This is a genomic window from Varibaculum massiliense, assembly GCF_900106855.1.
GTDB classification, from domain to species: Bacteria; Actinomycetota; Actinomycetes; order Actinomycetales; family Actinomycetaceae; genus Varibaculum; species Varibaculum massiliense.
Genome location: NZ_FNWI01000004.1, coordinates 1,504,713 through 1,529,351 on the forward strand (window position 1 = coordinate 1,504,713; position 24,639 = coordinate 1,529,351).

At 54.4% G+C, this 24,639-nt stretch carries 16 protein-coding genes and 3 rRNA genes; 17 read left to right on the forward strand and 2 right to left on the reverse strand.

The window, feature by feature from the left end:
• Positions 1-282: 282 nt before the first annotated feature.
• The 6 genes from argC to argH all read left to right on the forward strand — a co-directional run bounded on the left by argC (position 283) and on the right by argH (position 7,292).
• Positions 283-1,341 carry an N-acetyl-gamma-glutamyl-phosphate reductase gene (gene argC, locus BQ5456_RS06715; protein ID WP_071129304.1) on the forward strand — a complete coding sequence of 353 codons (1,059 nt, stop codon included), beginning with the start codon at positions 283-285 and terminating at the stop codon, positions 1,339-1,341.
• A 68-nt stretch (positions 1,342-1,409) separates the two neighbouring features.
• Positions 1,410-2,519, forward strand: a complete 1,110-nt coding sequence (gene argJ / locus BQ5456_RS06720) for a bifunctional glutamate N-acetyltransferase/amino-acid acetyltransferase ArgJ (protein ID WP_071129986.1) — start codon at positions 1,410-1,412, stop codon at positions 2,517-2,519.
• Positions 2,516-3,412, forward strand: a complete 897-nt coding sequence (gene argB / locus BQ5456_RS06725; RefSeq protein WP_071129305.1) for an acetylglutamate kinase — start codon at positions 2,516-2,518, stop codon at positions 3,410-3,412. Before argJ ends, argB begins: the two co-directional genes overlap by 4 nt.
• Entirely contained in the window at positions 3,405-4,652 is a 1,248-nt protein-coding gene (locus tag BQ5456_RS06730) for an aspartate aminotransferase family protein (RefSeq protein ID WP_071129306.1), read from the forward strand. The genes argB and BQ5456_RS06730 overlap by 8 nt, the downstream gene beginning before the upstream one ends.
• A complete protein-coding gene (locus BQ5456_RS06735) occupies positions 4,649-5,863 on the forward strand; it encodes an argininosuccinate synthase (protein WP_288766744.1) in 1,215 nt (404 codons plus the stop codon). Before BQ5456_RS06730 ends, BQ5456_RS06735 begins: the two co-directional genes overlap by 4 nt.
• A 1-nt stretch (position 5,864) precedes the next feature.
• Entirely contained in the window at positions 5,865-7,292 is a 1,428-nt protein-coding gene (argH, locus tag BQ5456_RS06740) for an argininosuccinate lyase (protein ID WP_071129308.1), read from the forward strand.
• Between the two features lie 693 nt (positions 7,293-7,985).
• Here the strand turns inward: argH and BQ5456_RS06750 are convergent.
• The gene (locus BQ5456_RS06750; RefSeq protein ID WP_071129310.1) at positions 7,986-8,690 is read right to left on the reverse strand and encodes an NUDIX hydrolase; all 705 of its coding nucleotides are present in this window, start codon (positions 8,688-8,690) and stop codon (positions 7,986-7,988) included.
• A gap of 83 nt (positions 8,691-8,773) precedes the next feature.
• Between BQ5456_RS06750 and BQ5456_RS06755 the strand changes: the two genes are divergently transcribed.
• The 6 genes from BQ5456_RS06755 (at position 8,774) to BQ5456_RS06780 (ending at position 18,289) form a co-directional block, all read left to right on the forward strand.
• Positions 8,774-9,841, forward strand: a complete 1,068-nt coding sequence (locus BQ5456_RS06755) for a PTS sugar transporter subunit IIC (RefSeq protein ID WP_071129311.1) — start codon at positions 8,774-8,776, stop codon at positions 9,839-9,841.
• Between the two features lie 130 nt (positions 9,842-9,971).
• Entirely contained in the window at positions 9,972-11,234 is a 1,263-nt protein-coding gene (gene tyrS / locus BQ5456_RS06760; RefSeq protein WP_071129312.1) for a tyrosine--tRNA ligase, read from the forward strand.
• 530 nt (positions 11,235-11,764) lie between these two features.
• Positions 11,765-13,305 (forward strand): 16S ribosomal RNA (locus BQ5456_RS06765).
• Positions 13,306-13,584: 279 nt separating this feature from the next.
• Positions 13,585-16,669 (forward strand): 23S ribosomal RNA (locus BQ5456_RS06770).
• Between the two features lie 168 nt (positions 16,670-16,837).
• Positions 16,838-16,954 (forward strand): 5S ribosomal RNA (rrf, locus tag BQ5456_RS06775).
• Together the 16S, 23S and 5S rRNA genes form the textbook arrangement of a ribosomal RNA operon.
• A 153-nt stretch (positions 16,955-17,107) precedes the next feature.
• Positions 17,108-18,289: a glycosyltransferase family 4 protein gene (locus tag BQ5456_RS06780; RefSeq protein ID WP_071129313.1), complete on the forward strand. Its 1,182-nt coding sequence runs from the start codon at positions 17,108-17,110 to the stop codon at positions 18,287-18,289.
• Here BQ5456_RS06780 and BQ5456_RS06785 read toward each other — a convergent pair.
• Positions 18,286-19,056, reverse strand: coding sequence for an IclR family transcriptional regulator (locus BQ5456_RS06785; RefSeq protein WP_071129314.1), 771 nt, complete (start codon positions 19,054-19,056; stop codon positions 18,286-18,288). The genes BQ5456_RS06780 and BQ5456_RS06785 overlap by 4 nt on opposite strands.
• 90 nt (positions 19,057-19,146) lie before the next feature.
• On the opposite strand from BQ5456_RS06785, the gene leuC reads away from it, so the two are divergent.
• From leuC to BQ5456_RS06810, 5 genes are all read left to right on the forward strand, one after another.
• Entirely contained in the window at positions 19,147-20,574 is a 1,428-nt protein-coding gene (gene leuC / locus BQ5456_RS06790) for a 3-isopropylmalate dehydratase large subunit (RefSeq protein ID WP_071129315.1), read from the forward strand.
• A gap of 3 nt (positions 20,575-20,577) precedes the next feature.
• Positions 20,578-21,243 (forward strand): 3-isopropylmalate dehydratase small subunit, encoded by a 666-nt coding sequence (gene leuD, locus BQ5456_RS06795; RefSeq protein WP_071129316.1) that lies wholly within the window; start codon positions 20,578-20,580, stop codon positions 21,241-21,243.
• Positions 21,244-21,421: 178 nt separating this feature from the next.
• Positions 21,422-22,741: a UDP-N-acetylglucosamine 1-carboxyvinyltransferase gene (gene murA, locus BQ5456_RS06800; RefSeq protein ID WP_071129317.1), complete on the forward strand. Its 1,320-nt coding sequence runs from the start codon at positions 21,422-21,424 to the stop codon at positions 22,739-22,741.
• 9 nt (positions 22,742-22,750) lie between these two features.
• Complete coding sequence (locus BQ5456_RS06805) at positions 22,751-23,605, forward strand: lysophospholipid acyltransferase family protein (RefSeq protein ID WP_071129318.1); 855 nt, start codon at positions 22,751-22,753, stop codon at positions 23,603-23,605.
• Between the two features lie 6 nt (positions 23,606-23,611).
• Complete coding sequence (locus tag BQ5456_RS06810) at positions 23,612-24,637, forward strand: NAD(P)H-dependent glycerol-3-phosphate dehydrogenase (protein WP_071129319.1); 1,026 nt, start codon at positions 23,612-23,614, stop codon at positions 24,635-24,637.
• The last annotated feature ends 2 nt before the right edge of the window (positions 24,638-24,639 follow it).

Below are 24,639 nucleotides of genomic sequence, written 5' to 3' on the forward strand. Positions count from 1 at the left end.
ACTGAGCAGTCTGAATGATCTTGTTTGATTGGTTTAGGCACAGAGCCAAAATAAAATAATTTACTGACCGGTGACCGGCGGGGAGAAAATCTCCCCGCCGGTCATTCCACAACTGCTGCTGTTTCACGCAGGTTCTTAGGTGTCGACTAGGAAACTTGTGGTTTTTATAAAATCAGGATTTCGTAGCTACCTTCCGATTGTCGCGGCAAAGAAAGTATCGCTAGTCACATAGAAGCCCCTCAGTTATGCATAAGTATTCAATACTTGATATAAATATTCACTATGAAGGTTTCAATTATTGGTGCTAGCGGATTTGCGGGCGGAGAAATCCTGCGGATAGTCGCTGCCCACCCCGCCTTTGAGGTTGACCAGCTATGTGCGTCCTCCTCCGTAGGAAAAAAACTAGGGGAATTCCATCCCCAACTTCCTCAGTTAGCGCAACGGAAATTAACTGCAGTTGACCCGGTGACGCTAAAAGAAAGTGCCGTGATTTTTCTGGCGCTCCCGCACGGACAATCGGGAAAAATAGCGGGGCAGCTACGCGAAGCCGGGGTGGAAAGTCTGCTGGTAGATTGCGGCGCTGACCATCGGCTCACTTCTAAAGCAGCCTGGGATCACTACTACTGCGGGGAATATCACCAGGCCTGGACCTACGGGATGCCGGAACTCAGCTGCGCGAGCGGAAAATCTCAGCGTGAGCAGCTAAAAACAACCAAACAAATCGCGGTTCCCGGATGTAACGTTACTGCTGTCACCTTGGCCTTCCAGCCCCTGGTAGCCAGCGGGCTGATAGATCCGGAAGATATTGTGGCCACCTTAGCGGTGGGGTATTCCGGAGCCGGAAAATCCCTAAAACCGCACCTTTTAGCCACTTCCGCCCTGGGAAATGCGCAACCTTATGCGGTAGGCGGAACCCATCGGCATATCCCTGAAATCGCACAGAACTTCGCGGTTAGCAGCGGAAAAAGCGCCGATGAATATAAAATCACCCTCACCCCGGTACTAGTGCCGATGTCGCGGGGAATTCTGGCAACCGTAACCGCCGAGGCTAGCGAAAAAACTTCTACGAAGCAGCTGCACGCCCTCTATCAGGATTTTTATCAAGAAGAGAGCCTGATTCAGGTACTTGACGCCGGTATTTGGCCGCAAACCCAAGCCGTTACCGGCAGCGCAAACCTGCAGGTACAGGTGGCGCTAGATCAGCGTTCGGGCAAGATCATTGCCCTCAGCGCCCTCGATAACTTAGGTAAAGGCACCGCGCAAGCCGCAATGCAGTCAGCGAACCTAGCGCTAGACCTGCCCGAATATAGCGGTATTAACCAGATTGGAGTAGCGCTGTGAAAAACGAAAAAAGCCTCCAGGGCGTAACTAGCGTACCCGGATTCAAAGCCTGCGGGATTGCTTCCGGGATGCGCCGCAGCGGACGCAAAGACTTAGCGCTCGTCCTCAACACCGGGGCAAATCCGGTGGCCGCCGGGGTGTTCACCTCCAACCGTTTCGCCGCCGCTCCCGTACTTTACTCGCGGGCAATGCTCAGCAAAGGGGCTACCGGGATGCGCTCGGTAGTGCTTAACTCCGGTAGCGCCAACGCCTGCACCGGGGAAAACGGTCTCAAAGATACGGTTAGCACCGCGAAGGCAGTCGGGGACGCCCTGGAAATCGATCCGCGGCAAGTCCTAGTGTGCTCCACCGGGATGATCGGGACGCCCCTACCGATGGACAAAATGCTCTCCGGGATTGAAATTGCCGCCGAGAGCCTGTCTGAAGAGGGGGGCGCTGATGCTTCTTGGGCGATTCTCACCACCGATAACGAGCCGAAAACCGTGCACTACCAGGCAGACGGTTACCAAATCGGGGGGATGGCGAAAGGAGCCGGTATGTTAGCTCCGGCCCTGGCGACCATGCTTTGTGTAATCACCACCGACGCCCTCCTAGATGCCAAAACTGCCCAAAAGGCGCTGGAAGTTGCCTGCGCAAAAACCTTTAACCGGCTAGATTCCGATGGCTGCATGTCCACCAACGACACCGTGATTTTGCTGGCGTCCGGGGAAAGCGGAAAAGCTCCCAGCGGATTTACCGAGGCACTGACCGAAACTTGCGCCCAATTGGCGCGTAAGCTCGCTGATGATGCGGAAGGCGCACAGCACACCGTAGAGATCGCAGTCACCGAAGCCGAAAGTGAAGCCGGCGCTTTGATCGCGGCGAAAACTATTTCCCGCTCAAACCTGGTGAAAACCGCTATCGCCGGGTGCGACCCCAATTGGGGAAGGATCGTTTCCGAACTGGGAACCGTACCCGAAAGCGTTTGCCCCTACGACCCGGCGCAGGTGTCAGTACTGTTCAACGGAGTGCAAGTATGCAAAGATGGCGCCGCCTGGGGCAGCCGCGAAGACGTTCCCTTTGATAGCCGAGACGTGCATTTAGAGGTGCGCCTAGGGGCAGGAAAAGCCCAGGCCAGCGTACTAACCAATGACCTTACCCACGAATATATTCATATCAACGCGGACTATTCATCATGAGTGTAAAAAACCTATCTGCCTGGGATAAAGCCGGAATCCTGTTAGAAACCTTGCCGTGGCTGCGGGAATACTCGGGCTCGCGGATTGTTATCAAATACGGCGGCAACGCCATGATTTCAGAAGAACTCAAGACCGCCTTCGCTCGGGACGTTATTTTCCTGCATGAATGGGGGATTGAACCCATAATCGTGCATGGCGGCGGACCCCAAATCAGTTCCATGCTAAAAACCCTGGGAATCGAGGCTCCATTCGTTTCTGGTCTTCGGGTCACCAGCCCGGAAGTAATGAAAGTGGTGCGGATGGTGCTCACCGGGATGGTGCAGCGCGAGCTGGTCTCCCTGCTGAATGAAACTTCGATTGCGGCGATTGGCATCTCTGGAGAGGACGGGGCGTTCCTACAGGCTGTTAAAAAGAGCGCTAGTGTTGAGGGAAAACCGGTTGAACTGGGGTTAGTTGGGGAAGTAACCGCAGTCGATCCCGGACCGATAGAAGATCTTCTGCAGTCCGGACGGATCCCGGTAGTGTCATCTATCGCGGTTAACCAAGATGACCCCACCCAGGTGTTAAATATCAATGCCGATCTGGCGGCCGCGGCAGTAGCCGGAGCCATAGGGGCGAAGAAACTTATCGTCCTCACCGATGTGAAAGGGCTCTACCGCAACTGGCCAGACCCCGATACCCGGATCTCACAGATAACCGCCAGTGAGGCCGCCGAAATACTTCCTACTCTAGAAGCGGGAATGCGACCCAAAGTGCAAGCCTGCATTCAGGCCTGTGAGCAGGGGGTACCCCGAGCCACCATTATTGATGGACGGGTGCCGCACTCGATGCTGCTAGAAATCTTCACCGATACCGGATTTGGAACCATGGTGAAGGGAGATAACTATGAATAACGCTGAATGGATCAGTGCCTACCAGGAAAACCTATTAGGGGTTTTCGGGCAGCCGCAGGCCTGTTTCACCCACGGTAAAGGCAGTAGGGTGTGGGACGCCGATGGTAAAGAATACCTGGATCTGCTGGCGGGGATCGCGGTAAACGCCCTCGGATATGCCCATCCAGAAATAGTGAAGACTATCGGGGAGCAAGCCAGCCGCTTTACCCACGTCTCTAACTTTTTCACCACCCCGCAGCAGGTAGAGGCCGCGGCGGCAGTAAAGAAAATCTGCGCTGCCGGCTGGGGTAGCGAGGTCGAGGCGGAAATTACTTCCCAGGCACGGGTGCTATTTGTGAATTCCGGAACCGAAGCCAATGAAGCCGCCTTGAAAATGGCGCTAGCTGCCCAGCCGGGAGGGCGAGCGATTGCACTGAAAGGGGCATTTCACGGGCGCACCTTGGGCTCACTTTCACTGACCTATAAGGCTCCCTACCGCGAGCCTTTTGCTCCCTTCGTGGGGCCCACCGAATTTGTGGAGGCTTCGGTAGCAGGCATCCAGGGGGTAGATCCGAAAGGAATATCCGCGATTTTCCTGGAACCGTTGCAAGGTGAAGCGGGCGTAATCCCCCTAGCACCGGAAGTTTTAGCGGCAGCGCGCCAGCTCGCCGACCAGACCGGCGCTCTGCTAATTTTTGACGAAGTGCAAACGGGTATGGGTAGATGCGGAAAATGGCTCGCCCACCAGGGGATTTATCGTGACGGAAAAGAAATAATCCCGGATGTGGTGACCCTGGCGAAAGGACTGGGTGCCGGAGTGCCGGTGGGGGCTTGCGTAGCGATGAACCTACGCGCCGCCAGCGCCCTAAAACCGGGAAGTCACGGCACCACTTTTGGGGGGAACCCGCTGGTAACTGCAGTAGTGGCGCGCACCATCAGCCTGATGGAGGAACTGGATTTGCCGACCCGCGCCGCCAAAGTTGGGGACGCCTGGATGCAGGAGATTGCAGATGCCCAAATCCCGGGGGTGAAGGCAACCCGGGGACAAGGGCTGCTGCGCGGCCTCGTCCTCGAAAAAAATATTGCCCCCCAGCTTGCAAAAGCACTGTTTAAGGCGGGGTTTATTGTAAACGCTCCAGCGGCGAATATTATCCGCTTGGCGCCGCCCCTAATTATTGAACTTGAAGAAGTAAAAACCCTGATACCGGCGTTAAAAGAAGCGCTCGCGCAGGTAGAACTAGACCTAGAAAAAGGAGAATAACCATGAGTAAAGATCGGGTAGTACTGGCATATTCGGGCGGCTTGGACACTTCGGTAGCCATCGGCTGGATCGGAGAACAAACCGGCAAAGAGGTGATCGCCTGCGCGGTTGACGTAGGGCAAGGCGGGGAAGACCTGGAAGTAATCCGCCAGCGCGCCCTCGATTGTGGGGCAGTCGATGCCTATGTGGCTGACGCGAAAGATGAATTCGCCGAAGAATACTGCCTGCCAGCAATCAAAGCCAATGGTCTTTACATGGATCAGTATCCGCTGGTATCGGCGCTTTCTCGTCCGCTGATTTGTAAACACCTGGTGAAAGTCGCCAATAAGTTCGGCGCCGACACCGTGGCTCATGGCTGCACTGGGAAAGGTAATGACCAAGTACGTTTTGAAGTGTCGCTCACCAGCCAAAACCCGGAAATTAAATGCATTTCTCCGGTGCGGGATCTGGCGCTAACCCGGGACGTGGCGATTAACTACGCCGAAGAACACGATCTACCCATCGAAACCACCAAACACAACCCCTTCTCCATTGACCAGAACGTGTGGGGACGGGCAGTAGAAACCGGATACCTAGAGGACCTATGGAATCCGCCTACCAAAGACGTCTATGTTTACACCGATGACCCCGCCTATCCGCCGGTGCCAGATCAGGTAGTTATTAGTTTTAAAGCAGGCGTTCCGGTCGCTTTGGACGGACAAGAAATGTCGCCCCTGGAAATCATTCAGGAAATGAATCGCCGGGCAGGCGCCCAGGGGATAGGCCGCCTGGATATGGTAGAAGATCGGCTGGTAGGGATTAAGTCGCGGGAAATCTATGAGGCTCCCGGCGCTGTCGCCCTGATTACTGCTCACCAAAACCTAGAAAACTTGACCTTGGAGCGCGAACAAGGACGTTTCAAGCGCCAAGTGGAACAGCGCTGGTCAGAACTGGTTTATGAGGGGCAATGGTATTCGCCGCTGAAGGCCTCCCTCGACGCCTTCGTAGAGGACAGCCAAAAGTATGTCACCGGCGATATTCGGATGATTCTGCACGGCGGGCGGGCAGTAGTTGATGGACGGCGCTCCGAAGTCGGCTTGTATGACTTCAACCTGGCGACCTACGATTCAGGAGACAGCTTCGACCAGTCTCTCTCGCGCGGATTCATCGGAATCTATGGGCTATCAACCCAGTTGGCAGCGGCGCGGGAACAAAAAGAAAGCAAGAAATAATATGAGCGAGCAGGTATCGCTATGGGGAGGACGCTTCTCGGGCGGACCCTCCCAGGCTTTAGCGGCACTTTCAGTATCCACCCATTTCGATTGGCGCCTGGCGCTCTACGATTTAGCCGGTTCACGCGCCCATGCCCGGGCGCTCGCGGGAGCCGGCCTGCTAGACGCGGAAGAACTATCGCAGATGTTGGCGGCTCTGGGGCGGCTGGAAGAAAAAGTTAAAAGCGGTGCCTTCAGCCCTGACCCCGGTGACGAGGACGTGCATACCGCCCTGGAGAGAGGACTATTGATCGAGGCGGGGGCGCATTTAGGGGGAAAGCTGCGCGCTGGACGCAGCCGCAACGACCAGATTGCCACCCTCATCCGCATGTACCTGCGAAACCAGGCACGCGCCCTCGCCGAGCGCATCATCGAAGTAGGCGAGGCGCTTTTGAGCCAAGCGAAAGCTGCCGGGGATACGGTCATGCCGGGGCGCACTCATCTGCAGCACGCCCAGCCGGTATTGCTCGCCCACCAATTACTCGCCCACCTGTGGCCGCTGCTACGTGATATTCAGCGTTTTGAGGATTGGGATCGGCGCGCCGCCGCCAGTCCCTACGGTTCCGGGGCGCTCGCGGGCAATACTCTGGGGCTTGACCCGGTGCAAGTGGGGGAGGATCTGGCCTTTGACCGGGTAGTGGAAAACTCCATTGACGGGACCGCCACCCGCGATGTGGTGGCCGAGTTTGCGTTTGTATGCGCCCAGACCGGGATTGATATTTCTTCTCTAGCGGAAGAAATCATTATTTGGAATACCAAAGAGTTCGGGTACGTCACCTTGGATGATGCGTTTTCCACCGGATCGTCAATCATGCCGCAAAAGAAGAACCCGGACGTGGCAGAACTGGCGCGGGGTAAAGCCGGCAGGATGATTGGGGATTTAACTGGTCTGCTGACAGTCCTCAAAGGACTCCCCTTCGCCTACGTGCGTGACCTACAAGAAGACAAAGAACCAGTTTTCGACCAGATCGACACGTTAGAAGTCCTGCTGCCTGCAGTCAGCGGGATGATAGCCACTATGAAGATCGACTACGGTCGCCTAGAAGAACTCGCTCCCCAAGGGTTTTCGCTGTCCACCGATATCGCCGAGTGGCTAGTGGCGCGGGGCATGCCCTTTAGGCAGGCACATGAAGTATCCGGAGCCTGCGTACGTAAATGTGAAGAAAACGGGATAGAGCTGGCGGATTTGAGCGACGAACAATTCGCCGCTATCGACCCACTGCTAACCCCCGAGGTGCGGGAAGTGCTTAGTCCCGCTGGTTCCGTGCGGGCGCGTGCCGGACGCGGAGGGACGGCGCCCGCGCAGGTTGCGCGGCAGTTGCAATCCGCCGAGCAGCAGATAGCGCGCATCCGCACCGATTTCGCCGGCAAACACCTAGAATTTAAATAATCATTTTGATTTTTGTGCACGCGGGGGCTAGGTTTTTCCTCCTGCCCAAGAATTCGGGAAACGTAGCGACGCTTCCCGAATTCTTATGCCCACCGCACCTACTCGGATAAAACCTAGCCCCCGCGCTCAGGCGATTCTTCGACCAAACAACTTCTGCTTCAGGCGTACTTCCAAATAGCTGCTGCCTAGTCCTATCTGGTGTCAGGAGTTTTTACTTTTTAATCCCGTCGTTGTTTTCCGGAGATCGGTTGCTTGCGCGCTGGAGGAATAATTCAGCCCACTGGCTACATAGACGATGTTTCGGTCGGCTATGTTCCTTTTTCCTTACGCAAACACGTTCTTACGCCGAAATTAGCGGTACGTATCTGCGTGTTCAGTAACCGTTTAGAAAGCGTTTTGCCCGGGAGAGAAGTTCTTCTAGAGCTCATAGTGCAGCGCGATCAGTCAGTACATAGCACCGTTATCCTTACATGTGAGGGTGTGGTTATGGCAGAGATAGCAAGGGTCGCGGCCGGTAAAAGATACGAGAGGGGCTTGACCGGCGAAGCCGGTCACGGGGTCCCCGGAGTGCTTTTACCGAGCCAGACCCGCTGCAAACGCTGATCATGAAGAATCTGCCCCCGGGCTTACGGAAGGGAAAACCTAGTCCTCGCGGGTACTTGCGAGAAAACTAGCGTCTGCGCTCTGCGTTTTTCAGGAAGGGCGGAGGATGGCGAAGGGGTCGGTTACCTGCAGGGTTTGCTTAGTGAAGCGGAAACGGCGAGCCGGACGCCCTCCTTTGGTGCCGGGGGCTTTACACTGGCCGGTGGGGGCGAGCTGCCCGCGGCGACTGAGCACCCGCTGCAAGTTGGTGGGGGAAACTTCATGTCCCAAGGCTGCCTGGTAAAGGCGGGTTAGTTCCGCCATAGTGAAATCTGGGGGAGCCAAGGCAAACGCAATATTGGTATAGGAGAGTTTTGCCCGCAGCCGGTCGATGCCCTCGGAAATAATATCGGCGTGGTCATAAGCCATTTGCGGCAGGTTGTTTACCGGCACCCACTGGGCGTGAGGAGGAATTGCGGTAGTCACGTGGGCAGGTACTAGCCCTAAATAGGCGGTGGCTACGGTGCGTTGGCTGGGGTCACGGCGGGGATCAGAGCGGGTGCCCAGCTGTTCCATATAGGCAAGCGCGGCAATATCCATTTTTTCGGAAAGATGACGAAAAGCGCTGGCGCCGAGGTTTTCTGCTGGCTCTAAAGGACCAGAGGGGAGGGCAGACAAGCCTTGAAAAGGTGGGTGCTCTCGGCGCGCAACCAGCACCATTAGCTGCGGGGAATCTCCACGGATTTGCAAGACTACGCTCAGCGCCTCATGCCGGTAGACGGCAGCTCCTTCGGCGTCTCGCAATTGGGTTCTCACAAAATCTTATGGTAGCTTAAATTTCAGTTTTCGACTATCAGGCGAAAACTGAAAGAGTTACCGCGAGAAGGAAAGTTTCCAAGATGAAACAACGTATTAAAGGCTGGCTATCGCTATTTTTCATCGATGCGATGACTGGCATGGCGCATGGGTTATTCGCCTCCCTGATTATCGGCACCATCATGGTGCAAGTAGGCGGTTTCATTCCGGGAATAATCGGGCGAGGGCTGGTACTGATCGGTTCGGTAGCCTCGGTACTTACCGGCGCTGGCATCGGGATAGGGGTAGCTCATCGTCTGAAGGCCTCTACCTTTGTGGTGGTAGGCACCGGTCTAGCCGGAATGATTGGCGCCCATGCTGCGAAAATCTTGAGCGGCGGAATCGTGGACGGTCTTTCTATGCAGTTGAAAGGACCAGGCGAGCCGCTGGGGGCATTTATCGCCTCCTTCGTAGCTGTTGAGTTTGGTCTGCTGGTTTCAGGTAAAACTCCGGTAGATATATTGGTTACCCCCTTCGTTACGGTTACCAGCGGTGCTATCGTAGGTCTGGCCATCGGGCCAGGCATCTCGGAGCTAATGACAGCTTTAGGAGCCATCATTAACTGGGGAACTGAGCGACAGCCCTTCCTAATGGGCATTATTGTGTCGGTGCTGATGGGGATGATCTTAACGCTCCCGATTTCCTCAGCAGCTCTGGGAATCGTCTTGGGGCTATCTGGGCTGGCAGCCGGGGCGGCCACCGTGGGGTGTAGTGCGCAGATGGTAGGTTTCGCAGTCGCGTCCTATCGAGAAAATAAAGTTTCCGGTCTTATTTCGCAGGGTATCGGCACTTCCATGTTGCAAGTCCCCAATATTATGAGGCATCCCTTAATCTGGATTCCCCCCACCTTGGCATCCGCGATTCTCGGCCCCATCGCCACTATGGTTTTCAAAATGGAATCGAATGCTGCCGGCTCTGGAATGGGAACTTCCGGCCTGGTAGGACAGATTATGACCTGGAACGTTATGGGGTCAACCACTTCCTGGCCGGTACTTTTGGGAATGATTTTGCTACTGCATTTTATTGCTCCCGCCGCGCTGTCCCTGCTTTTCTCCGAATTTATGCGGAAGAAGGGCTGGATTAAGACCGGGGATATGCTGCTCGAAAAATAGGCAGTATTCCGGATAGGAAGCAAACCACCAGCCGCATCTGTAGGTAGGTTAGACTAAGCCCGAGAAGACTACCGCCGTAGTCGCCCAAGAGGACGAACCACGGGTTTAACCTGCATAAGAAAGGAATATCGTGACCGATATTATTGATGAGCTGAAATGGAGGGGCTTACTTGCCCAGCACACGGATCTGGAAAAACTACGCCAGGCACTAGCCGCTGGGCCGGTCACTTTCTATTGCGGTTTTGATCCTACTGCTGCTTCTCTGCATCACGGACATCTGGTGCAAGTGCTGATGATGCGGCATTTGCAAAAGGCGGGGCACCGTCCTATTGCCCTGGTAGGGGGAGCTACCGGCTTAATCGGGGATCCGCGGATGACCGCCGAGCGGCAGCTGCAACCTAAAGAGGTAGTTGCGGGCTGGGTAGAGCGCCTGCGCGGGCAAATCAGCCGTTTCCTGGATTTCGAGGGCGACAACCCGGCAATCATGGTCAACAATATGGACTGGATCCAGAACCTGGGAGCAATCGAACTTCTGCGTGACCTGGGGAAGAACTTCCGGATGGGAACCATGCTGTCTAAAGATGCGGTGGCGCGGCGCCTGAAGTCCGAAGAAGGCATTTCCTACACCGAGTTCAGCTACCAAATCCTGCAAGCCTACGATTTCTTGCAGCTTTACCGCCGTTATGGCTGCACCCTGGAAACTGGGGGCAACGATCAGTGGGGCAACCTGGTGGGCGGCATGGATCTAATCCACAAGGTAGAGGGCAAAGACGTCCATGTTATGACCACCCCTTTGATCACCAAGGCCGATGGCTCCAAGTTTGGTAAATCCGAGGGCGGAGCAATTTGGCTAGACCCGGAGATGCTTTCCCCTTACGAGTTCTACCAGTTCTGGCTGGGTGCCGAAGACGCTGATGTAATCAGGTTCCTCAAGGTATTTACTTTCCTTTCCCGCGAGGAAATCGAAGCGCTGGCAGTCGAGGTAGCCGAGCGTCCTCATAAACGGGAAGCTCAAAAGGCGCTGGCTGCAGAAGTCACCCGCCTGGTTCATGGTCAAGAGGCGCTGGATCAGGTGCTAGCGGCCACCGAAGCACTGTGGGGTAGTGGTGATTTACGTTCCGTGGACGGCAAGACCCTTAAGGGAGCAACTGCCCATTTGCCCAGTGCCCAGGTAGAAATCGGGAAAACTAACCTGGTGGATCTGCTGATAGCGGCGGGTTTTGAGAAGGGGCGCGGAGCGGCCATGCGCACTATTAAGAACGGCGGCGCCTATCTAAATAATGAAAAAGTTACCGACCCGGATCGGATTATTACTTCCGAGGACGTGTTGCCGGGTTCCTTGGTACTTTTCCGGAAAGGCAAGCGCAACTTAGCTGCCGCTCACCTGCAGTAATAGCCTGTTTTTGGTAATGTGTGAGAGGTCACCGCGTCTCAGTTTGAAGTTTTCTGAACGCAGTGGGTAAGTTATTACCTGTTGCCCCGGCAAGGAACTTTAGTTCCGGGTCAGTGGGCTAGATTGTTTGACTTAGTATTTAATAGAACTTTGGTTTTTATGGTCTGTTTCACTTAGAAATAAGTTGAAAGCCGAAAGTCAAATCTGTTAGACTGAGACTCGCGCGTTTTTCGCGCAGTAACCTTTACTGATTGTTTTTGGTTGGTTTGTGGTTTGGTTGTTTGTGTTCTCGATAGTGTGTTTTTTTGTTTTGTTTGTGTGGGATTGGACTGGGCTTGCCTTGTTTTTGGGGTGGGTTTGGTTTTTTCTTGTTTTTGTTTTTTTGATGCTGATGATTTTGGAACGTTTTGTTTTTTGATTGTTGGTGTTTGTTTTTGCTGGATTGTTTTCTGGCTTGAACCATTTTTGGTCTGGCTTTTTTGGTTGGATCGTTTTTTTGCCTGCTGTTTTTGGTGGGTTGTTTTTGGTTTTTGTTGGAGAGTTTGATCCTGGCTCAGGATGAACGCTGGCGGCGTGCTTAACACATGCAAGTCGAACGGGATCCAAGGGGTGCTTGCACTTTTTGGTGAGAGTGGCGAACGGGTGAGTAACACGTGAGTAACCTGTCCTTTTCTTTGGGATAAGCATTCGAAAGGGTGTTTAATACCTTATGTTCTGTCTGCCTCGCATGGGGTGGGTGGGAAAGGCTTTGGCCGGATTTGGGTGGGCTCGCGGTCTATCAGCTTGTTGGTGGGGTGATGGCTTACCAAGGCTTTGACGGGTAGCCGGCCTGAGAGGGTGGTCGGTCACATTGGGACTGAGATACGGCCCAGACTCCTGCGGGAGGCAGCAGTGGGGGATATTGCACAATGGGCGAAAGCCTGATGCAGCGACGCCGCGTGGGGGATGAAGGCCTTCGGGTTGTAAACTTCTTTTGCTCTGAACAAGGCGCACTTTTGGGTGTGTTGAGTGTAGGGGTTGATTAGCGCCGGCTAACTACGTGCCAGCAGCCGCGGTAATACGTAGGGCGCGAGCGTTGTCCGGAATTATTGGGCGTAAAGGGCTTGTAGGTGGCTGGTTGCGTCTGTCGTGAAAGCTCATGGCTTAACTGTGGGTTTGCGGTGGGTACGGGCTGGCTTGAGTGCAGTAGGGGAGGCTGGAATTCCTGGTGTAGCGGTGGAATGCGCAGATATCAGGAGGAATACCGGTGGCGAAGGCGGGTCTCTGGGCTGTTACTGACACTGAGGAGCGAAAGCATGGGGAGCGAACAGGATTAGATACCCTGGTAGTCCATGCTGTAAACGTTGGGAACTGGGTGTGGGGGGCTTTTTTGTCTTCTGCGTCGTAGCTAACGCGTTAAGTTCCCCGCCTGGGGAGTACGGTCGCAAGGCTAAAACTCAAAGGAATTGACGGGGGCCCGCACAAGCGGCGGAGCATGCGGATTAATTCGATGCAACGCGAAGAACCTTACCAAGGCTTGACATGCACTGGACCGATCCAGAGATGGGTTTTCCTTTTTGGCTGGTGTGCAGGTGGTGCATGGTTGTCGTCAGCTCGTGTCGTGAGATGTTGGGTTAAGTCCCGCAACGAGCGCAACCCTTGTCCTATGTTGCCAGCAAGTTGTGTTGGGGACTCGTGGGAGACTGCCGGGGTTAACTCGGAGGAAGGTGGGGATGACGTCAAATCATCATGCCCCTTATGTCTTGGGCTTCACGCATGCTACATTGGCGTCTACAAAGGGTTGCGATACCGCAAGGTGGTGCGAATCTCTTAAAGGGCGTCTTGGTTCGGATCGGGGTCTGCAACTCGGCCCCGTGAAGGTGGAGTCGCTAGTAATCGCAGATCAGCAACGCTGCGGTGAATACGTTCTCGGGCCTTGTACACACCGCCCGTCACGTCACGAAAGTTGGTAACACTCGAAGCTTGTGGCCTAACTCTTTTTGAGGGGGAGCGGGTGAAGGTGGGGCTAGCGATTGGGACGAAGTCGTAACAAGGTAGCCGTACCGGAAGGTGCGGCTGGATCACCTCCTTTCTAGGGAGAATTTATTGTTTAAAACGCAAATGGAACAGGGAAACACTTTCCCCCCAAGGCTTTTTGGGGTTTTGGGGGGCTGTCGGGTATAGGAACAATCAGATCCGGTGGGTTTGTTTGTTTGGCTCATTAACTTTCAAGGCTTTTGGGTTTTGGGGTTTTTTGGGTTGGTTGTTTGTTTTTTGGAGAGTGGATGTGAGTGTCTTTGTGATGCTTTGAAAGTGAGAATCTTGTTCGTTGACCACCTTTGGGTGGTTGGTGTTTTTTTGTTTATTGGTTTGTTTTTTGTTTTTGAGCGTTTGGTGGATGCCTTGGCATCGTGTGCCGATGAAGGACGTTGTGGCTGGCGATAGCCTCGGGGAGTTAGCGAGCGAGCGTTGATCCGGGGGTTTCCGAATGGGGTAACCTAACCATAGTTGTGTGTGGTTGGCGCGCACTGAAGTTTTGATAGGTGTGTGTTGGTAGGGTGGGAAGTGAAACATCTTAGTACCGCCTTTTGTGAGATAGTCCGTGTGTAGTGGTGAGCGATAGCGGGTGTTGGCTAAACCGTTTGCGTGTGATACTCGGCAGGGGTTGCGCAGTCGGTGTTGTGGGGCAAAGTCGTTGAGAATCTGCCGGTTCTTGGGGCGTCATTGTGTGTGTGAGGTGAACAGGTTGGGATGCCTGGCCGTAGACCGTGACAGTCGGGTAGCTGGTTGCGCATGCAGGGCGTCGGGTTTTGTTCCCGAGTAGCGCGGGGCTCGTGGAATCTCGTGTGAATCTGCCCAGACCATTGGGTAAGCCTGGACGGGCGCGGTGACCGATAGTGGATTAGTACCGTGAGGGAATGGTGAAAAGTACCCCGGGAGGGGAGTGAAATAGTTCCTGAAACCAAGCGTTTTTAAGCCGTCAGAGCCATGGGATCCTTTTTGGGTTGGTGTGGTGGTGGCGTGCCTATTGAAGAATGAGCCTGCGAGTTATGTTGCGTGGCGAGGTTAACCCGTTGTGGGGTAGTCGTAGGGAAACCGAGTCCTGGGGGCGATTTAGTTGCGTGGTATAGACCCGAAGCGGGGTGATCTACCCATGGCCAGGATGAAGCGGCGGTAGAACGTCGTGGAGGTCCGCACCCACCAGGGTTGAAAACCTGGGGGATGAGTTGTGGGTAGGGGTGAAAGGCCAATCAAACTCCGTGATAGCTGGTTCTCCCCGAAATATATTTAGGTATAGCGTCCCATTTTTTGCTTGCGTGTGGTAGAGCTACTGGTTGGTTGATGGGCCTTGTTGGTTACTGAGATCTGCTAAACTCCGAATGCGCGTTAAGTTGGTGGGGCAGTCAGACAGCGGGGGATAAGCTTCGTTGTCGAGAGGGAAACAGCCCTGATCATCGGTTAAGGTCCCTAAGTGTGTGCTGAGTGGGAAAGGATGTGTAGTTGCGTTGACAGCCAGGAGGTTGGCTTAGAAGCAGCCACCCTTGAAAGAGTGCGTAATAGCTTACTGGTCGAGTGATTGTGCGCCGATAATGTAGTGGGGCTTAAGCATGCCACCGAAACTGTGACTACAACGCTTTTTGTGTTGTGGGGTAGGGGAGCGTCCTGCATTGTTGTAGCGGCCTGGTGATGGGTCGTGTGTGGTGTGGGAGTGAGAATGCAGGCATGAGTAGCGAGTCCAGCGTGAGAATCGCTGGCGCCGATAAACTAAGGGTTCCAGGGGAAGGTTTATCCGCCCTGGGTTAGTCGGGTCCTAAGGCGAGGCCGTCAGGCGTAGTCGATGGTTGAGCAGTTGATATTCTGCTACCGGGATAAGACCGTATATAGTACTCATTTCTTTGAGCTTGACGCCCTTTCCGGTTCTTGTCTTCCTTCGGGTTGATAAGGGTCGTTGGGTTTTGGGTTTTTGGTTTGAGTGTTTTAGCTTCGTGGTGACACAGTGAGATTGCCTGGCGCGGTGGTGGTTTACCGTGTTCAAGCCTGTAGCCTGTCTTCTAGGTCAAATCCGGAAGACGCATAAGGGTGAGGGGTGATGGTGAGACCCTTTTGGGTTGATAACAGGGTTGGTCTGTACTGTCGAGAAAAGCTGCGTTGTGAGGTGTTATTCCGCCCGTACCCTAAACCGACTCTGGTAGTTGGGTAGAGAATACTAAGGCGAGCGAGTGAATCGTGGTTAAGGAACTCGGCAAATTGCCTCCGTAACTTCGGGAGAAGGAGGCCCCACCCCTTGAAACTGCCTTTGCGTGGTTAGGGGGTGTGGGGTGCAATAGCAAGATGGAAGCGACTGTTTATCAAAAACATAGGTGCGTGCGAAGCCGTAAGGCGAGGTATACGCACTGACGCCTGCCCGGTGCCGGAAGGTTAAGAGGAACTGTCAGCCCTTTTGGGCGAAGCGGTGAATTTAAGCCCCGGTAAACGGCGGTGGTAACTATAACCATCCTAAGGTAGCGAAATTCCTTGTCGGGTAAGTTCCGACCTGCACGAATGGCGTAACGACTTCTGTGCTGTCTTGACCGCGAGCTCGGCGAAATTGCATTACGAGTAAAGATGCTCGTTACGCGCAGCAGGACGGAAAGACCCCGGGACCTTTACTATAGCTTGGTATTGGTAGCTGGTTGTGTTTGTGTAGGATAGGTGGGAGACGTTGAAGCAGCCACGCTAGTGGTTGTGGAGTCGGCAAGTGAAATACCACTCTGATGTTGCTGGTTATCTGAACCTGGGCCCATTATCTGGGTTAGGGACAGTGCCTGGTGGGTAGTTTAACTGGGGCGGTTGCCTCCTAAATGGTAACGGAGGCGCTCAAAGGTTTCCTCATCCTGGTTGGTAATCAGGGTTCGAGTGTAAGTGCACAAGGAAGCTTGACTGTGACACTGACGGGTGGAGCAGGTACGAAAGTAGGAACTAGTGATCCGGCAATGGCTTATGGAAGCGTTGTCGCTCAACGGATAAAAGGTACCCCGGGGATAACAGGCTGATCTTGCCCAAGAGTCCATATCGACGGCATGGTTTGGCACCTCGATGTCGGCTCGTCGCATCCTGGGGCTGGAGTTGGTCCCAAGGGTTGGGCTGTTCGCCCATTAAAGCGGTACGCGAGCTGGGTTCAGAACGTCGTGAGACAGTTCGGTCCCTATCCGCTGCGCGCGTTAAGACTTGAGAAAGTCCTGTCCCTAGTACGAGAGGACCGGGATGGACGAACCTCTGGTATGCCAGTTGTACCGCCAGGTGCATGGCTGGTTGGCTATGTTCGGAAAGGATAACCGCTGAAAGCATCTAAGCGGGAAGCCTGCTTTAAGATAAGGTCTTTCAGGTTCCCAGCAGACTACTGGGTAGATAGGCCAGAAGTGTACACGTTGTAAAACGCAAAGCTGACTGGTACTAAACAACCATAAAAAAACAAATCACAACACTAAAACACGTGTTCAAGCATCCACACAAAATTGTCGTCACGAAGACGCTCACACCCACTCTCAAACACCGTCTACAAGAACGGTACCCCCCAAAAAACCGGTCCTTAAAAGACAATCACCGGTTCAAGAAGAACAAGCAAGGGGGTAAACACATAGTCTTGTGGTGGTCATAGCGCCTAGGACACGCCCAGTCCCATCCCGAACCTGGAAGCTAAGCTAGGCAGCGCTAATGGTACTACGCCCCAACGAGCGCGGGAGAGTAAGACACCACCACAACCACATTAAACAGGAGGTCAAGCCGCACGGCTTGACCTCCTGTCTTTTAATATGCAGATATAGAAGTAAGTTAAGAAAACAAATTTCGGATTAAAGAAGTTTCGATGCTAGCTGCGAACATTATGAAAGTGCGAACACAGATAGGATGAGGATATGCGTATCGGGATAGTTACAGATTGCTACCCTCCCCATATAGGCGGAATCGAAACCCAAACCTATAACCTGGCGCAACAGCTAAAACAAGCGGGGCACCAGGTAGAGGTGATTACCGCTACCCGCGCAGGATCCTTTGTGGGTCGGCGGATTGAAGATCAAATTCCGGTGCATCGCCTAGGGATGCCCACCATTGGCTTTACCCCCATGAACCCCTTTGCCGGTCCCCTATTTCGCGCAATCTTTCCCCATTTTGACTTGCTACATGTCCATATCGGGGTACTTTCCCCCTTTGCGCACCTGGCACTGCAGGTAGCAGCACAAGGTACCATTCCCACTTTGGCGACTTTCCACTGTGAGCTTTCGACTTGGGCTCCGCTAATGCGTGCCAGCGGATTTTTTGATCGCCTAGTTGAGGCTGGGGTGCTATTTTCTGGAGTGTCCTCCCTAATGAACACCCAAATTAACCAAGTACTACAGCCGCGGAATCGGCGGCATTGGCCAATAATTCCCAATGGAGTCGATACTAATTTTTGGGCGGCGAATGACCAGACTGCGCAAAAATCTGCCAAACCTGCACCGGCAGCAAATAGCGAAGGCTTGCCGACGGAAACTGCCAATCTTGGCGGGACGTTGAACTTTGAAGCCGTGAGCGCTATTCGCCTTATGCCCCGCAAACGCCCCTTCGCCCTCATCAAGTTCGCCCAAACCGTAAACGATCTGTTGGGTAGTCGCGGCAACTTTTCCCTAAAAATTTTTGGGGAGGGCGCGTTGTTGCCCCTGCTTCTCCGCCAGCCTCAACTTGCCACTGGCCAGGTTAGTTTAGCGGGGCGGCAGGATGCCGATGGCCTCTTAAACGCTTACCGACAGACCGACTTCTTTATAACTCTTTGCTTGCATGAAAGTTTCGGAATTGCCGCCGCCGAGGCACGTGCCAGTGGATTACCGGTAATCGTGCGCTCGCAAAGCCCAATCACCGATTTTATTACCGATGGCGTCACCGGGATTAGTGCTGGTAGCGACCGGGAATTAGCGGAAAAAACTACTAGTGCCCTCCTGGACGGAAGCCTCAGAAAAATGCAGGAAAACTGCTGCCGGCAGCCCTGTCCGGTTTCATGGGAACGCTGCCTGGAAGCCACTTTTGATGCTTATCAGCTCACCAAAACCCTAGCGGCGCATTAAGGCAACTTTCCTTCCGCCTGCTGCCGCTTTGCCGCTATGATCCCTTCCGCGCGCCGCATAAAATCTGAGAGCCTACTGGCGGCCGCAACTACCGCAGGGCCGTGAACTCTGCCTGGCTGGCGTCCCATGCGGTCAATCGGGCCAGAAACACTCAAAGCCGCTACCACTTTCCCAGAAGCTAAACGTACCGGAGCAGAAACTGACGCCAACCCGGGTTCACGTTCGCCAATAGATTGCGCCCAGCCGCGGCGGCGGACTACCGAAAGCTGGGTGGCGGTAAAAGAAGCCCCCTGTAAGCCGCGGTGCAGGCGGTCTGGCTCTTCCCAGGCGAGCAAAATCTGAGCGGCAGAACCAGCCTTCATGGACAGTGCCGAACCGGTAGGAGTAGAGTCGCGCAGCCCCAGAGGGGACTCACAACTGGCAACCACAATCCGCTGGTCTCCCTGGCGGCGATACATTTGCGTTGATTCTTGGGTGTGTTCACAAAGCGCCTTTAAGATCGGGCGAGCCGAAGCTAAAAGGCGATCTTCACCGGCAGCGGAAGCTAGTTCCCCGATGCGTGGCCCCAGTATGAAGCGCCCATGCACATCGCGTGCCACGAAACGGTGATACTCCAAAGCAACCGCTAGACGATGGGCGGTAGGACGTGCCAGACCGGTACTGGTAACTAATTGCGCCAGGGTGCCCGGCCCCGCCTCGAGCGCACTTAGGACGAGGGTGGCCTTGTCGAGAACCCCGACCCCACTTCCTTCACTTTTATTGTCCATGTACTGATACTGCCATCTTAGAGCGTGGAATTCCAACTACACTTTCGAAAGATATGACACGTTCGGGGACACAAAATATAGGAGGTGCGCATGGCTAAGACCTTGGCAGAAAAAGTTTGGGCTGCTCACGTGGTTAAGCCTGGGGAAAACGGAGCGCCTGACCTGCTATACATAGACCTACATTTATGCCATGAAGTCACCAGCCCCCAGGCCTTCGCGGGGCTGCGGATGGCGGGGCGAAAAGTGCGTCGTCCTGACCTTACGATTGCCACCGAGGATCACAACACCCCCACGGTGGATATTGATTTGCCAATTAAAGACCAGACTTCCGCCACCCAGATTCATACTTTGCGGGAAAATGCTAAAGAGTTTGGAATCCGGCTGCACTCCCTGGGGGACGCTGACCAAGGAATCGTGCACGTAGTTGGTCCGCAACTGGGGCTGACCCAACCGGGGATGACAATTGTGTGCGGAGATTCCCATACTTCTACGCATGGAGCTTTCGGGGCCTTAGCTTTCGGGATCGGCACCTCGCAGGTAGAGCAGGTTTTGGCCACTCAGACGCTGCCGCTTAAGCCTTTTAAGACTATGGCGGTTAATATCCCCGGGAAGCTCCGCCCGGGAGTGTTCGCTAAAGATATTATTTTGGCGATTATTGCCAAGATTGGTACCGGCGGCGGGCAGGGATACGTAATCGAATACCGCGGGGAAGCTATCGAAAACCTCTCGATGGAAGGCCGGATGACGGTGTGCAATATGTCGATTGAGGCAGGCGCGCGGGCAGGGATGATTGCCCCTGACCAAACCACTTTTGACTATATTAAAGGGCGTCCGCACGCTCCGCAGGGCGAACAGTGGGAAAAAGCTGTGCGCTACTGGCAGGGCCTAGCAACCGATAAGGACGCCAAGTTCGACCGGGAAGTCACGATTCCTGCCGAAAGTATCGAACCTTTCGTTACCTGGGGAACTAATCCGGGACAGGGGGTACCGCTCAGTGGGAAAGTGCCGGATCCTAAGCAGATGAATACCGATAGTGAGCGAGATTCCGCCCGACGCGCCCTCGAATATATGGGGTTAACCCCAGGTACCCCGATGCGTGATATCAAGGTGGATACGGTGTTCATCGGCTCTTGTACCAACGGGCGAATCGAGGATCTACGTACCGTTGCCCAGGTTTGGGAAGGGCGCAAAAAAGCTAAGGATGTACGGGTACTAGTGGTACCAGGGTCTGCGCGGGTGCGACTGCAAGCCGAGGCTGAGGGGCTGGATAAAATCTTCACCAGTTTCGGGGCGCAGTGGCGCAATGCTGGCTGTTCAATGTGCTTGGGGATGAATCCGGACAAGTTGGGGGAGAGGGAGCGCTCGGCTTCTACCTCGAACCGGAACTTTGAGGGGCGGCAAGGAAAGAATTCGCGAACCCACCTGGTGTCGCCGGCGATTGCCGCGGCCACTGCAGTCACTGGGAAGCTAACTAGTCCCCCGGATTTACCGGCGGTATCTAGCAGGAAAGAGGTATAAGCGATGAAAAAATTTATCTCTCATACCGGTATCGGGGTGCCACTGCGGCGCTCTAATGTCGATACTGACCAGATTATTCCCGCCGTCTATCTAAAACGGGTAACCAAAACCGGTTTCGAGGACGGACTTTTTGCGGCTTGGCGGCAAGATAAAGACTTCGTACTAAATCTCGCTCCCTTTAGAGGCGGCTCTATTCTGGTAGCCGGCCCCGATTTTGGTACCGGCTCCAGCAGGGAACACGCGGTCTGGGCACTGCGGGACTATGGTTTCAAAGTGGTTTTGGCGCCCAAATTTGCCGATATTTTTCGTGGTAACTGTGAAAAGGACGGGATGGTAGCGGCAGTTATTAGTCCGGAGGAATGCCAGACCCTATGGAAAATGTTAGAGGCGGAGCCGGGCAAAGAAATCACAGTTGACTTAGAAAAACAACTGGTTACTTGCGGTTCTTTTAGCTGCAGCTTCCAAATTGACGACTACACTCGCTGGCGGCTGTTGGAAGGGCTAGACGATATCGACCTCACTTTACGGAATGAGGACGCGATTAGCGCTTACGAACAGGCAAGACCAGATTTCATGCCGCGTACCCTGCCCGCTAAGCATTTGCCACCAGCCGAGGTAGTTTCTGCCCGGGAAGTTACCCTCGGGATGCCTGAGGTCAAGCGCTCTTAATCTCGTGGCGTAAAACCTGCTCCTGTCCAAGTAGCGTTCCCTAAGGTTTATCTTTGTTCTTAGCCTAGTTTTCGTGAAAACACCCTTGTTAATAGGGTAGTTTCTCCCAGGTGTCTACTTGAAGCCGCACAGGCAGGTAGACTGGGAACACTGGGAAAAGCGGAAGGGGAAATAACACGTGGATCCGGTTCTAGAAGTACAAGGCGGACACCCGCTAACAGGTCGTATTAAAGTGCGAGGGGCAAAAAATTTTGTTCCCAAAGCGATGGTGGCGGCGCTGCTGGGGAAAACCCCTTCCATTTTGAAAAATGTGCCACTGATTCGGGACGTGGATATCGTCTGTGGTCTGCTGGAACTGCACGGGGTGGTAGCCGAATACGACTCTGCGAGCGGTCAGCTGTATATTGATCCTTCTAATATCGAGGCGGCTCAGGTAGCCAGCATCGACACCCTGGCAGGATCTTCTAGAATCCCGATACTATTCTGTGGACCGCTCCTGCACCGCCTAGGGGAAGCAATCATACCTGACCTGGGTGGATGTGTGATTGGAACGCGTCCTATTGATTTCCACCTTTCGATTCTGCGCTCGTTCGGGGCACAAGTAGACAAGTTGGAATCCGGTATTCATATTGCCGCCCCACAGGGACTGCGGGGAGCAGTAATCGAGTTGCCCTATCCTTCGGTGGGGGCAACTGAACAGACCCTGCTGGCGGGGGTACAAGCCGAAGGGATTACGGAGCTGCGGGGCGCCGCCATCGAACCGGAAATCATGGATCTAATTAACGTCCTCCAAAAGATGGGCGCCATCATCAGCGTAGATACTGATCGCACTATCCAGATTGAAGGGGTTGAAAACCTGGAAGGTTTCACTCACACTGCCCTCTCCGATCGTATCGAAGCTGCCTCCTGGGGATCAGCAGCCCTCGCCACCCACGGCGATATTTTTGTGGAGGGTGCTTCCCAGCCAGAAATGATTACCTTCCTAAACGTGTTCCGCAAGGTAGGAGGCGCTTTCTCGGTGGAACGAGATGGGATTCGCTTCTACCATCCCGGCGGGGAACTAAAACCGATCGTGTTAGAAACTAATGTGCATCCGGGATTCATGACTGACTGGCAGCAACCCTTGGTAGTGGCACTCACTCAGGCTCACGGTCTCTCCATCGTGCATGAAACTGTCTATGAGCAGCGCTTTGGGTTTACTGCCGCCCTCAATAAGATGGGGGCGCAAATTCAGTTGTATCGGGAATGTTTAACCGGGCTAGCCTGCCGATTCGGGCAAAGAAACTATTACCATTCGGCAGCGATTTCCGGGCCGACCCCGTTACATGGCGCCGATATTACTATTCCTGACCTGCGGGGAGGTTTCTCCCACTTAATTGCGGCACTGGCCGCCGAAGGAAAATCTACCGTGCGAGGAATCGATATGATTAGCCGCGGGTATGAGCATTTCCTGACTAAACTGGGAGCATTAGGTGCGCAAGTTAAGCTGGAAAAATAAGGGGTAAGCATGGCCGGTAAGTTTTCTCGCTTCTATAGGTTTTCTGTGCGCGTGGCGCGTATCCCGGTAGGGGCGGTTACCCGCCGGCATTGGGAGGGGCAAGAAAACCTGCCCAAAGAAGGCGGGTTTGTTGCGGTAGTTAACCACATTTCCGAGTTTGACTCCATGACCATGATGCACTTTATGACCAGCGCCGGGTATCCAGTGCGGGTTCTATGTAAAGAAGAACTTTTCAAGGTTCCGATTTTAGGGTCAATTATGCGTTCCTGCGGACAAATTCCGGTTTACCGAGAATCCACCCACTCCCGGGACGCACTTGCTGCCGCGATTGAGGGCTTACAAGCCGGTGAATGCATAGCCGTTTACGGAGAGGGAACCTTGACTCGAGACCCTGATTTTTGGCCGATGCGGATGAAAACCGGAGCGGCGCGGATGGCGCTATGTGCGCGCGTTCCGCTAGTGCCGGTGGTGCAGTGGGGGGCGCAAGACGTGCTGGATCGTTACGCTCGTCGCCCAGACCTGAAGGGCAAAAAGGATGTATGGGTACATGCCTTGCCGGCGGTAGACCTCTCTGACCTGTACGATCGGGCTGATGATCCAGAAGTTTGGTATCAGGCAACCGAAAGGATAGAAACGGCAATCTGTCGCGGGGTGGAGGAAATCCGGGGCGAGAAAATGCCGCACCGTCCTCTAGATCGAAAATCTGCCCGGATGCCTACCAAGCAACAACTAGGGGCGGCAGCGAAAGCCTGGCGAGCAGACCACCCCGAAAAGCCGGTGACTGCGCGCGCCCTCGGAGAACTTGACCCTTATCTTAAAGGTGGTTTTACCAGCACTAACCCTAAATCTAAGCAGGAAGGGTAGATTGTTATGTCCGCCTCCTCGGTTCGTAAAGTCGCTGTACTAGGCGCCGGAGCTTGGGGAACCGTATTTGCGCAAATACTTGCTGATGCTGGCAACCAGGTGCGGATTTGGGCGCGGCGTGCAGAACTGGCTGAACAGATTAATGCGGGCGAAAATCCGCGCTATGTGCCAGGCATAAAACTTCATGGGATCAAGGCCGCCAGCGACTTGGAATGGGTATGCCAGGGAGCCGGGATGGTAGTGGTATCTATTCCCTCAAACGGGGTGCGAGCTCTGTTGGAGCAGGTACGCGATTTTATACCCCTAAACGCCACTGTAATATCCCTGGTAAAAGGGCTAGAGGCGGGCTCCTTGCAAATGATGACGGAAGTAATCTCTGAGGCCGGAGGAATACACCCTTCCCGAATCGTGGCAGTGTCCGGGCCGAACCTTTCCGGGGAGATTGCCCGCCATGAACCCACGGGCGCAGCAGTGGCCGGGCAAGACTCCTGGCGTGCGGGGCTGGTGGCTTCGCGCATCCACACCCACTATTTCCGTCCCTACGTTGCCGAAGATGTAGTGGGGGTAGAAATCGGTGGGGTAGTAAAGAACATTATCGCTATGGCGGTAGGTGCCGCCGATGGTTTAGGGCTGGGGGTCAACTCCCGTTCGTTTCTGATTACTCGCGGGCTGGCAGAAATGGTACGTCTCGGGGTAGCTATGGGAGGCAAGTCGGATACTTTCTTGGGACTAGCAGGACTTGGCGACCTGGTGGCAACCTGTTCTTCTTCCTCCTCCCGCAATTTTGCTTTTGGTTACCGTCTGGGGCAGGGGATGGATATTTCTCAGGCACTTCAGGCTTCGGCGGGAACTGTCGAAGGGGCGCGTTCCTGTCCGGTAGTGCGCGATTTGGCGCATAAGAAGGGCGTATCTATGCCGATCAACTCCGCTGCCTATCGGGTAATCAGTGGCAAACAGACTTTAGAAGAAGCGTTAGTATCTTTGAGTACCGGGCCGCGGGTAACTGACGGGCCCAGCGCGCGGATGGTATAGAG